General features: G+C 56.6%; 8 protein-coding genes and 1 pseudogene. 4 read left to right on the plus strand and 5 right to left on the minus strand.

Annotated elements, in window-relative coordinates:
- Positions 1-5: 5 nt before the first annotated feature.
- Complete coding sequence (locus tag EGJ34_RS01865; protein WP_053451504.1) at positions 6-1,034, minus strand: hypothetical protein; 1,029 nt, start codon at positions 1,032-1,034, stop codon at positions 6-8.
- Between the two features lie 399 nt (positions 1,035-1,433).
- Between EGJ34_RS01865 and EGJ34_RS01870 the strand changes: the two genes are divergently transcribed.
- Positions 1,434-1,940 carry an NIF family HAD-type phosphatase gene (locus EGJ34_RS01870; protein WP_194434212.1) on the plus strand — a complete coding sequence of 169 codons (507 nt, stop codon included), beginning with the start codon at positions 1,434-1,436 and terminating at the stop codon, positions 1,938-1,940.
- A gap of 307 nt (positions 1,941-2,247) precedes the next feature.
- On the opposite strand, the gene EGJ34_RS01875 is transcribed toward EGJ34_RS01870, so the two are convergent.
- Positions 2,248-2,541, minus strand: coding sequence for a helix-turn-helix transcriptional regulator (locus EGJ34_RS01875; RefSeq protein ID WP_075076580.1), 294 nt, complete (start codon positions 2,539-2,541; stop codon positions 2,248-2,250).
- Between the two features lie 1,037 nt (positions 2,542-3,578).
- Here EGJ34_RS01875 and EGJ34_RS01885 point away from each other — a divergent pair.
- Entirely contained in the window at positions 3,579-4,937 is a 1,359-nt protein-coding gene (locus tag EGJ34_RS01885) for an amidohydrolase family protein (RefSeq protein WP_125358473.1), read from the plus strand.
- A 1,202-nt stretch (positions 4,938-6,139) separates the two neighbouring features.
- Here EGJ34_RS01885 and EGJ34_RS01895 read toward each other — a convergent pair.
- The 3 genes from EGJ34_RS01895 to EGJ34_RS01905 are packed head-to-tail and all read right to left on the minus strand — an operon-like array spanning position 6,140 to position 10,685.
- Positions 6,140-7,942, minus strand: coding sequence for a hypothetical protein (locus tag EGJ34_RS01895; RefSeq protein WP_032964222.1), 1,803 nt, complete (start codon positions 7,940-7,942; stop codon positions 6,140-6,142).
- Positions 7,943-7,944: 2 nt separating this feature from the next.
- Entirely contained in the window at positions 7,945-9,567 is a 1,623-nt protein-coding gene (locus EGJ34_RS01900) for a hypothetical protein (RefSeq protein ID WP_053451502.1), read from the minus strand.
- Positions 9,564-10,685 carry a tyrosine-type recombinase/integrase gene (locus EGJ34_RS01905; RefSeq protein ID WP_053451501.1) on the minus strand — a complete coding sequence of 374 codons (1,122 nt, stop codon included), beginning with the start codon at positions 10,683-10,685 and terminating at the stop codon, positions 9,564-9,566. Before EGJ34_RS01905 ends, EGJ34_RS01900 begins: the two co-directional genes overlap by 4 nt.
- A 40-nt stretch (positions 10,686-10,725) precedes the next feature.
- Here EGJ34_RS01905 and EGJ34_RS22630 point away from each other — a divergent pair.
- A pseudogene (locus EGJ34_RS22630) lies at positions 10,726-10,851 on the plus strand (ATP-binding protein); the annotation flags it as partial.
- A 240-nt stretch (positions 10,852-11,091) separates the two neighbouring features.
- Positions 11,092-12,192: a hypothetical protein gene (locus tag EGJ34_RS01915; protein WP_125358479.1), complete on the plus strand. Its 1,101-nt coding sequence runs from the start codon at positions 11,092-11,094 to the stop codon at positions 12,190-12,192.
- Positions 12,193-12,216: the final 24 nt, after the last annotated feature.

Consider the following 12,216-nt stretch of genomic DNA (forward strand, 5'->3'; position numbering starts at 1 on the left):
GGCGATCAAGCGAAGACCTCATCGAGCAGGTCCCGCAGCGCGCCGTCCAGTCTCGGGTCGCCCTGTCCCTGCAGGGACAAGTACAGCGACAACCGGTCCACGGCGGCGCCCGCGCCGCCCAAGCGGGTGGAATAGGCCCAATGCTGCACATCTGCGTAGCCCTCGCCGGCCACGGGGAACCATTCTGGTTCCGGATGCCCACGGAAGTAGTCTCGCGGAATCGCCGCGACCGGCCGCGCTGGCGCTGCCAGTTCGGTGAACACGGACAGACCGGTTTCCCCTGCAGCACGACAATCATCGGCCGGCAGCATGGCCAAGCCACCCTTGCCGATGCCGGTTGTGCGCAGCACCGGCGAGCGCAGCCGCCGCAGCGCCGCCTCCCACAAGGACCGTCGCGTTTGCAGGAACCGCAGGCTCGTCTCCCGTCCCTTGCGCCGGGCGCTGACCAAGTTAGCCGCCACCAGTTCGCGGGCTACCCGCGAGGCGGTCATTCGCGAATAGCCTGCCTCGCGCGCAAGTTCGAGCGGCACCCACGGGACGCTCCCAGGGATGCCGCGCTCCTCAAAATCGGGCCGCAGTAGAGCGGCGATCAGAACTGCTTGCGCTGGGTGGCTCAGGTGCTTGCCAACGGATAGGGGCACCGGTGGAGACGAATCGCGCTCGCGCAGGCTCATCAGGAAACTCGGAGCGAACAGCTGGCTGCCAGGCACAACGAAATCCACACGAGACTCGATGAGCCTGGAGCGAGTGTATGGCGACACGCCCGAGAGCACGAGAACGACCCTCAAGCCGGCCTTTTCAGCCAGCAGGTGCACCTGTGCGATCAGCCGAGAAGGTGGCGTGGGTTCCGCCTGTGTCGGGACCTTGGCCAGCAGCACCCGCAGGCCCAGCAGATCAATCTCGGCTAGGCGGAACATGCTGTTGAGAGAGTGGGGCAAGAAGCGCGCCTTGGAACTAGGCCTGGGCTCGAACTCCGCGACCATGTCGGGTAGTAAGTTCTGGAGGTAGTGGGCAGCAGCCTGGAGGTCGTTCATACAACCGTATGTAACAAAGTAATCTGACAGTATCACAGAGCGGTTACGATCTAATCTGTCCGTTACAATCCCGTGCATGATTTACCCTGCTACCTAGGCAGGCGAGCGCTCCACTCAGACTCGAGTTGCTTCCTCCTGCTCACTGGGGAGTTGACGAAGGGCCGCAAGCAGCAGGTCATACGGGAACTGGGGGTGTGCCCCCCTCGCGCCAAGCGGTCATCCGACGGCCTTGAATCCATTCGGCGCACTAGCTTGGCATTGCGCGGATGCATCTGAACTGGCCAATAGACTCGGCATCTAGAGGCAATTGGACACTTACGCGTGCCCGTGCGCTCACGCGCCATTCTGCCGGGCGTACCAGGAGGCTCACGATGTGGACAAGGCCGCTCGATGCGCGCAATGTGCGCTGTGACCATTTGTAAGACGGAACTTCCCGTGCGGCCGACCATACTCGCATTGGATCTTGAGGGAACTCTCATATCCAATGCCATCAGCCAGATCCCCCGACCAGGTTTGCGTAGCTTTCTGGACGAAATGCGTTCAAATTTTGACAGTCTTGTCCTTTTTACCACCGTGCCGAAAGATCGTGCGCAAGCAATTGGAACTCTCTTAGCGAAAGAAGGCAGCGTCCCTGCTTGGTTCTCTGGGCTTCAATACATTGATTGGTCGGGAAAAACCAAGGACCTGCGCTACGTCTCCCCATACCTTGGCAATGCGCTGCTACTCGATGACCATGGTCCGTACGTCCATCCCGGACAAGAACATCTCTGGGTTGAGATTCCACTCTTCGGGTCTCCTTATCCGCCAGACGATGACGGACTAGAGGTAGCCTCGCGCCTTATTCGCGCACGAATCAGCGAGCTTATCAGCGCGAGCAACGAAACTCGCCGAACAGAGCCGCATTGAACATGCGTCGGCCCTGCAGCTATCCGCGACCGCCATGGCGGCGTTCGGCCCTCAACCCTATGAACGGCCGACGCTATACTGGGCGCAAGCCGTCCCGGCATGTCCTTCCATACACTACGGCTCTTTCTGTCGCCGAAATCGCGTACTGAATGAAGCGCCAGGTCGGCCGAAGTTCGGTGTGCTATCGACCACCTGGAGCGCTATGACCACAAGGACCTTGCAACTGGATCGAGCCTCAAGTAATCAGCCAATGTCGGGGAATTGTTACTCGTGCAGCGCAGGCGCCGACCCAAGGCCGCTCCAACCTCTAGCTCGCCCGGCTGCGCAATCGCTTAGCCTTCAGCATGGCCATTGGACTAACGGTGGGCACTGGTACTAGCGTGGTCAGGTGCTGTTCTAATCCCAATGCCTTGAGGACAGAGATCAGCGTGTGAACCGTTGATCCTTGCCCACTCTCAAGCTGCACCAATGCTCTGCGAGAGATCCCGGCTTTATCGGCCAACGCTGCCTGGGACACGTTGGAGAGAAGGCGACGCGCCCTCAACCGCTTTCCCAGGGCTTCCGCAATCTCTTCAGGAGACTGGACTGGCATGTGACTCATTTGCGCGCAAAAGTGCTCATTAGGGCCTCTCTTCACAGGTTGTGCGCGGAATGCTGCGCAATCCCAGCCTCTCCGTGCCCCGTAAAAATGGCAATGAAAGCAAGGCAGCGCCCCATTGTTACACTCGGATAAGGGCAGCCAGCTTAGCGGTTCCGACTAATGCTCGCACTGTAGCGACCATCATGTCCTCCCGAGGGCAAGCGGGCGGCCGCCATGACCATGCGGCGGCCGAGTTCTTCTCTAGCGCTAGCGCCTCGGAGCCGGTGCTCCTGAGGAGGTCGGGCTACGTGCCATTTAGTGCTGGACGCTATTTCTGAGGCGTCTAAGATCATCGATAGCACAGCTTCCGGGCGCCTCAGCGCGGTGCACGACGTCCACCTATCCCATGAGGGCTATCAGAGACGGTTGAGCCTGTACCTCAATGGCACAGTGGTTGACCGGAGAACGAGCACCGTTGACCGCACGATTGCTATTGGCGCGTCGCTCTCAGGCTTCGTCACACGGCCGGATGACGAGCTAGGCCTATCCATCGCAACCAGCCATCTGAACAGCCGGGTTTCAGCAGACCGCCGCTTGCGGGAAGTCTACGGATCTGGCGTCCGGCCAGGCAACGATGAGTTCGCGGCGGAGTTCTACTACCGAGTGAAACTCGGGCCGCACCTGTCATTCAGCCCAGATCTCCAGTGGATCAAAAGGCCCGGCGGCAACGGAGACCGTGGAGATGTCGTCATCATCGGTGCCCGTACGTCCGTATCGTTCTGAGGCCGCTAGAAGCGTAGGTAGGTGATCATCCGCTTGCGCGCCATCGGTTCTGCACGCCTTTCGGCGTAAGTAGCTTACTTCAGAACCAAAATCATGTCTGACGGTAGTGCTCGTATCGCTTGCTAGTTCCCCCTCAAGTTCTCTACTTCATTTGGGCGGCGACAGAGCCTCCCATATGAAGCTCGTGTGAGCTGGCATGAGATTCCTTATGGCAATAATGCTCAAAAAGCGACCGCAGCCAATCTAGTCATCCACGACTTCCTGAGGACGTACGCATGCGGCTTACTAGCGCGACCATTCTTGCCAGCTCCGTCTTTCTGACTGCCGTTTCGACGTCATACGCCGAGGACATTCTGGTGGAAGGCGGATATGTGATGACGATGGATCCCGGCGTCGGCGATCTAGAACAGACTGACGTTCTGATAAAGGGAGGACGCATTGTTGCCATCGGCAGAGGCCTCAAGGCGGGCACCGCTAGGCGCATCCAAGCAAAGGGTGCGATCGTGTTGCCGGGATTCGTTGACACCCACTCCCATCTTTACGTCACGACAATGCGTGGTCAGTTCCGGAACAAGGAAGGTCAGTTCTTTCCTGTGAGCTCGAAGCTTGCAGGATCAATGACACCACATGATGTCGAAACCGCAATGCATCTTGGTGCACTGGAGCTGATCAGCAGCGGAATCACCACCACGGCAGACTTTTTCGACAACGTTATTGGCCCCGCGCATGGGGAGGCGGGATTGCGCGCACTTCAGCGATCTGGAATTCGTGGGACGCTGTACTACGGGGGACCAGATAAGACCACGAAGCACCCGATGAATCTCGATCAACTTCGCTCTATTGCCTCTAGGCTGGACAAGAGTGCCCAAGTGGGCGTCGGCTTGGCGTGGCGGCTACCACGTAATCGTACCGATGCTCGCAACTGGGCCATGCGTCAGCAAGAGTTCGATACAGCAAATGAGCTGGGACTGCCTATCCAGGTGCATGTGAGTGGCGAACCTGGCCCAATGCTTGATGCACTCATTGAGCGTGAGTACCTATATCCAAACCTGACCGTGGTTCATGCCCCGGATGCCAGCGCGGAACAACTCAGAGTTCTAGAGGCAGCTGGCAGCAGCCTGGCCGTGACGCCTATCAGCGAACAGCGCGTTGGATACGGGTTAACCCGCTTTGATCAGTTCGCACTCTTCAGTAAGCAAGGGCTCGGCATCGATGGTAATTCGCTAGCTGGCAGCGCGGAGATGTTCGCCACCATGAGACTTGCATCCCTTACTTGGAGTGGCGGGGCACGTAGCGAAACGGCACCGGATGCGCGGTCCTTGCTTGAATTGGCAACGATAGGCGGCGCAGAGGTCGTCGGTATGGCAAGCGAAATTGGCACACTGTCCGTGGGTAAGCGCGCTGACCTGCAGATCATCCGCTTGGACTCGTTGAATCTCGCAGGCTTTGGCGGCGGAGACCCTTCAGCCTTGCTGGTCCACTCGGCACACCCAAGCGACGTTGACACAGTGATAATCGGCGGACGGGTAGTCAAGATCGATGGCGACTTGGTCGATGTAGATCGACCCAAGCTTCTGCAGGATGCGGAAGGATCTGCGCGTGCTCTTACGTCAAGGGTAGCGGAACGCGATTGATAGCCTTCGAGGACATCCACGTCCCAGCTAGTAGTGCTAAGTGCTATCCCCAATAGAGGGCTCGAGAGATTGGTGGGAACACGCCCCGCGAGAGGAAATGAATAGGTGCATGGCCTGCCTTGACTCCATGGCCTCCAATGGCAGCTCGATTCTCAATCGATAGCAGATTGATCTTGCATAGGCGATCTGGGCTTTGGTTGGCCGCTTTATGTCCCAGTCCAATAGCTCCGGCACCAGGCGCGAGAATTCGGCAGCCAGTCGCCTCGAGATCGCACCTGAATGGCCTCCCTGCTGGAGCTTCTCGAGCTGACGACGTAGGTCGAGCTCCGACTCTTTGGTTAGGGAGAGCTCCAACGTGAACTCTGAGTCTGAATCCACCAAGAAGAAGCTCATTTCAGCACCCCAGCAGGTTACGGGACAGTCACCAGCGCCAAGGCCTCGATCACCAGTGCCGGCCGGACGCTACCGTAAGTACTGTAGACCAAAAGTACTGCACGACGAAAGCTTAGGGCGTGAAAGCGCCACCGCCCCAGCAAGCTCTAGGGACTGCCATTAAGGAGGGCAGGCTGGCGCTGGGCGTCTCCCAGGAAGAGTTTGCAGCTCAACTCGGTATGCATCGGACGCAGCTTGGCCATATCGAGCAAGGCAAGAAGGACTGCCGGCTCTCCACGATCATCCGGATTGCAACGGCTCTGGATGTGCCGGCTTCGTCCTTACTTACATCAGCTGGCCTTTGATGGGCCAACCAGTCACGCCAGCAAGTTGGCGCTAGCACGCGGGGTCGTGACGTTAGCGACACGACTACCGATGAGGATCCAACTATCGAACTAGCTTCGGTCCTTTGTCGGTACGCCGCTTGAGCCTGTCACTACGCGCACGCTCCTGCGCGAGCTTCTCGCGAACATCTGTCAGCTCGCAGGCCAGCTCCCCACACAGCGTTGTAAGTACCTTCACTTTCGCCTTCTCAGATTCATATCTGACTCTCAACATCTCCAGCTTCAGAGCATCAGCCGCCCGGGCGCTCGGAGCATCCTGCGCAGATACCGCATCATTGAGCTTGCCCAAGGCCACTCTGTGTGATTTATAGAAAGCTTGTCTACTGATACCGCATGCGGAAGCGATGGAGACCACCGTAGGCTTAGGGCCACCCGCCCTCCAGCGAGCAATCTGCGCCTCAGTCTCGGCTAGAACTATCTGGCGCATCAGAGGCTACTCCCTATTTTCTTCAGGATCAGCTCCGTCGAAGCCAGGCGCTCTTCAGCAATGCGACGAGACTGCTCGGGAATTCCCCTCAGCTTGAGGAAACTGATCAGATCTTGCCTTCGCAACTCCCACCAAGGGGCGTGCTTGGCTGTAGCCGTAAAGTTGAGACAACCAGCACATGTGGAAGGAGTGCGCTTGCCGGGATTTGGGCCATTCGCATCGCCGTCACAGCGACTTCGCGCCTCGCGATAGAAGCAATAGCCCCAGTCGCAAGGACCGAGTACCACACCGGCACCCAGCATCCTCATCACTTCAAGATTTGTCGATGCTCGCTCCAAGACCCCGTTCATCCGTGAAATGCTTTCCGCGATAACAGGTGTAGGCAAGTTCGTATAGACGTGCTCAGCACTAATCAAATCATCCATAGCGCTCACTACCTCATTTGCGTTCTCCTCCTCAAGCAAAGTTGAGAGATCACGATCCAGACCAACATAGTAGGTGTCAGTGATCCTGGCTTCCAAGTGTCCGTACTGATATGCCAGAGCACCCAAACTCGAGCGGTCGCGCCGCGCAATGAAGCGCGCCATGAATCGGCGTAATGGTCGAAAGTTCAATTTCTCAGAATCAAGCCCAGGAATACTAGCCTCAGCGAATGCTCTCATGCTCCTGCGGAGTGCAACATAGCCATCGACTCTAGCACCACGCTGATCATCTCGAGCTTCAGCCGGTCCGCGTCCTCTATACATATTCAGCACGAAGAGCGCGGCGGTCCCGACATGATCACGAATCGGGCGCCCCAATCGCTCCAAGAATGCAATTGCGTCAGAGACTGCTGGCGCTGCGACCCATTCATGCGGCCTACCAGATTTGCTCAGAACCCCTTCGATCAAATCGGAGGTCTCTGCACCCGCCGGCATACCGAGCGCATTGGATGGCTTTACGCTTGCAGTCGTGAGCCGACGAGATTCGGATGGCCTCATGGAACTGAGCAAAGATATAATGAAGATCGCCGCTCCCTCAGCGATCTTCAGCATTATTTGCTCGCCATAGCCAACTCTTGGATCCAACTTAGCTAGAGCTTTTGACCTGAAACCATTGAAGGGCAAAGATCGCTTAGCGATGTAGAAGGAGTTCATCCTTCGGCCTGCTGAGCACAGCCTCCCAGCCTCTATCGCCATTACCTCACCCATGAAGGCTTCTATTGTGGGCCCATCTTCCTCTATTAGCTTGATTGCATCTGCCAAGAGCATGAGACATTCCTGCTCACTCAGGTCGTCATCCACCTTTCTTTTCTTAGCTGCAACTGATGCCTCCTTCGACATCCTTTTTCCTACGCGGACCATCTCTGCGCGCACTACTGCAGACACATCTCCCACGTTGAGTAGAAAATCCTCGACACAGATGAATTTGGCCCGCATCCGAGTAGCACCCGCCTCCACACGGCCGACTGCGCGACTAGCATCGGTCCATGGGCAAATGAGCTCGGGACTCAGATCGCTTGGCGAATCCACGCCTTCCTCATAACACCAAACGGCAAAGCTTCTAAGGACGATAAATCGTTCGTAGAGGACAAGAGCATAGCGTGTCGATCGTTCCAGCCTACCAAGCATAGCAAGTGCCAAATAGATCTTTATCGGCACTTTCCAGCCATCAGGGATGCACGAGAAATCGAGCCTTCGCGTCTCCACAATCCCGTCGATAACGTTTCGTCTGAGGAACCACTCATCATCCTCGAAGTTGATACCGAGACCGTCGAGAGACAATTCGCTGACCGGCGGCGTGGCTTGGCGCAAGGATTTCATGGCTACTCCAGACCAATAACAGGGACAGATACGGAGAGCTTCTCTGCTTCACGAAGAACCACTTTCGTAACCCTGCCAAGCAACGCAGACAGGATTTCGTGCGAATTCTCGTACGCGTGCTTGTACCTGGCAGCCACGTCACGAGAGGTCACCGCCAGTCTCTTGATTTCGTCAAGTTCCCGTTGAGCAGCAATCATGCGTGCAACGTGCCGCGGACTATCCAGCACAGCTACGCTATTGGGGCAGAAGGCGCAGTAAAGGAAATCCAGGCACTTCTGACCCTTCTTGGATGCGGGCGCTTCACCTGAGAGCGCGTCGGTGCAGTCGTAACCCTGGGTAGTCTCGTAGTTTCTTGGATGCAAGCCCACCGCTTTTGCGGACTGGACTACCTTCCCCATAAATCCCAACAATTTCGCTTGTGCGGCCCCCTTGCGCTCAGGCGACCTAATATAGAGGCCGGTGGTCTTGGAATTCTTGTGCTGAAGCTCGGATTGGACTCGCTCAATCTTCTCGCCTCGATTCCCAAGGAGCCTCGCGCCGGACAACCTCAAGTCAACAAAATTGAAGTCGGGTAGGCCATGCCGGTCTATGAACAGCGCCAGTTCGTTGTGCCATGACTGAATCGACACGCGACCTATGCTGCCACGACACAAACTAAGGAAGACCGTGTCCGCACGAGCACCCGCAGCGATACGAAGTACCGAAGTGAATTCGACTACCTCGCCGATCAATTTTGGGATGGCGTACGCACCTTCGGTACTGACTGAAGCCGAGCTCTGCTCAGTCGCCCTGAATTTATCCCAGGTGAATTCTTTCTTTAATGGGTCGACGGCATGATCACTGATGCAATCAACGCATAAGGCCATCAAACCCCCAGGATTCCCGCCCGTTTCGATTGCTATGTACAGCAGGTATGGGATGTAGTCGCAGATCTCTAGAAATAGGTACCTCTTTAGAGGCCGGTACTTTACGCTGTATGGCGTAAAGCCCGCCGCACAGAGATTTATCTTTCCGAGTACGCCTTGGGCCATCCCTCGGCGCATGCCATCTAGGTCAGCTCTATCCTTGGCTGTAAGGCATTGCACATCAGCTCCATTTGCCAATGACGCCATCACCCTTGTACGCGCCCTTACCTCATCGATCCCCTTCTTTGAAGCGATGAGAATGCCACGCATCTCCTCTTCGGAAAGGATGTTTTCTCGAGAACACTCCTCTTCCCTCTGGAACTGACCTCGGGGGAAGTATATGTTCATCCATGTCACCGAGTTCTCGGTGTCGTTAGTGGCGAGCCAAGCATATATCTGTCGAAGCAGGTTAAAATGGCTTCCCCCAGTCTTTAGCAAGAGCTTCGCCTTAAGCCACTCCGCGTATCTCTGCGAGATCGTAGAGGACCTCATATTCTTCCACGGGTCGCCGTCCAGCTCGGTCAGAAAGTTTGCGAACTTTCGGATTGAGCCCCATGCTTGCTTTCGACTCTGCACCCTGTAAGTAGAGGTCACGCCGGTGAAGGCATTCAGCAACGCGTGAGTGGGCTTGCGGGGAAGGCCTAGCCGGGAGAAGTCATAGATGTTGACTGGGTCGCCAGGCGCATCGCCGGCGAAGACGGCCTCCGAGACGCCACTCATCCCAATGCCTCCTCTGTCTCAAGGATTGCCCTAAGCGTGCCTGAATCTATGGAGCTGACGGAGGCCAAGTAAAGCTCGGTTGTCTCTGCACTGTTGTGCGCAAGAAGATGCTGAATGACCTTGATCGAGTTGATGTTTGCACCTCGCCTCTCCATCTCCTCGAGACGACTCTTCATATGCGCGGCGAAGGTATGTCGCGACATGTGCGGTGTCACGTTCAGGCCAAGCACTTTCGCAGCTCGCCTGAAGGCTTGGTAGTAGGACTTCGATGTGACCGGCCTGCCTCTCGAGTTCAGAAAGACCCGGCTTGTTTTCTCAGTGGAGTTCGCAGCTGCCTTGTTCCTACTTGTCTGGCAGTAATCGAGTGTTCGTTGTGCCAAGCGGGAGGTCACCACCAGATTGATGACTTTTCCGCCCTTCGTCCGAGTCTCGATGTAGTTGACATTCAGTGCGTTCTTTGGAAGCTGTGTGAGATCGAGATCTGCAACGGTGGTGCGACGAGCGCCCGTCCCGAGAGTCCAAAGGAACATCAGTGAGTAAGGCATTTTCAGGGTTGCCGCCATGAGCGAAGTCTCCTCCGGACTCATGGCACGCACTTTTCTCTTGTAAGCCTTTGCCCGCCGCAGCCGACTAGTTCGAGCGAGGAACTGTTTGATCGGCTCCGTCTCCCAGGACCCGCCTGAGTCTGCCAGGCCCTCACCGTCCCAATGCTCCAGAAACTTGTAGAACTCTCGAACGGTGGTCGTCCGTAGGTTGATCGTTTCGCTAGCTAGTCTTCTCTTTCGATTCGGTGCCGTGGACAAGAAGCGACGGTACTCGCTGAGCAGCAATGCAGTCGGCCTCGTCCAGTCGCCTCCGTTGCATTCGACGAATTCCAGCCAGCTCTTCAGCCCTTCGGCGTAAGTGGAGAGCGTCTTCTCCCTGCTACGGGTGGAGTCGATTCGAAATGTGTCCAGGAGAAACGCAAAGGCCCCCCAATGAAGCTGCCCTTCTTCAGAAACCAGAAGGGGGAAGCGGGGCTCGAGTCTCGGGAGGGGAGTCTCTTCAAGCGCCGCAGAAGCCGGAATGAGCTTGTTCAGCTCGGTAAGCGGGATCTCTGAAGTCCGCAGCAGATGCATTGAGCACTCCTCGGGGGTTTACATGTACCATGCTACCCTAATGCCGGAATGGAGCCGGCACACACTGGAAGTGCTGCGTGAGCCGCTGGAGTCAGGGCACGTCAATGTCGCCCGTGCTGCGCGCACCGATGCCTTCCCTGCGCGCTTCCAGCTGGTGGCTGCCATCGAAAGTAGTATATAGACATGTTCCAGATGCAAAAGCTCCCGCTGTATAGGCCAAAGACCGATTGATATCAGGAACGCGAACCGAATAGGATCAGACGTGACCACTTACTCGTTCAATGTCTACAGGAGTCATCTAGGAACAACGCGAACATACGTGACGCACATTCTCTATGCGTCGCCGCCCTCGAGCCTAATATCTCGGTCGTTGAGCGAGATGGCCAAGTCAACCCGCAGACGCAAGATGTCCAGTACAACTATCAGCCAGTTGCGTCGCCTCTTGGCCTCAGCTTCGCTGGATACGAAGCGGTTACTAGCTTACGAACCCAACGTATTTGATGACAAACAACTGTTGCGCTTGCTTAGCTCGACCTTCAACGACCTGGAGGATCGCAAAAACATAAGCCTAAGCGCAAAGCAACAGCTTTTCAGAGCACTGCTAACGTGCCTTTCAAACAGCAACCCACCCTTGCTCAATGGAAGATTTCTCGCTTGGTCCGAACAGAACCTGCCGCGATTTAGGAGGACCGCGCGTGCGCGCCCCTCCCCGCTCCTTGATCTCATCCCACAACAAGCCGCGCAAGGCCTCACGCCTGACTTCAGCCCTGCAGCCGCGCTTGACCACGTCCACGATCAAATCGAAAACGCTTGCCGAGCAGAAATAGAAGAATATCGCCAGATGCTACTAGATCAGCACGCCCTGCTGAACAGCGTTAAGTGCAACGACATCAGTGAGGATAGCTCTCATGATGGCTACCTAGAAAATCCGCGATTACGCAAGGCTCACAGGGACGCGCTGGAGCAGTTCGTAGGCTGCGTAGAGAACAACGAGCCGCTCCCAGACCCGCCCCTCAACCTGCTGCCGGCCTTGCGGAAAAGGTACCAATTACCGAGCAAGAACGCACGACCTTGGCTGCTTGCGCAGTACCGGCTCCCAAACCAAACGCTGCATGCGATATTCATACTTGTCGCGCTCAGAACTGGCTGGAACCCCCAGAGCGTCGCGTCGCTGACGATAGACAATCTGGGCGGCGAGCCAGGTGGAAGTCTTTTGCTTCAGTCGTTCAAGCTAAAGACAGACGACAAGACGCCGGCGGTTGCCATATCGCGCAAAGACAAGCTAGCACAAGATGCAATAGGTCTACTTCGATCCAACCTTTACTGGGCCAAGAAGCTAAAGATGGTGCCGGCGAATGAGAATCGTCTCTGGATTGGCTGGAGCTCCAAGCCAGATGCCCGGCAGATAGTTGCAGACGGGCATCTCCTGCGCAGATTCATAGATAGGCACAATCGGGTTCACCCCCGTTTTCACGGACACTTACAAGAAGGCCGATCCAGGCCATGAGGAGTGTTCATGTCAAAGCGTAGA

This window comes from Stenotrophomonas sp. 278, assembly GCF_003935715.1.
GTDB lineage: Bacteria > Pseudomonadota > Gammaproteobacteria > Xanthomonadales > Xanthomonadaceae > Stenotrophomonas > Stenotrophomonas maltophilia_AH.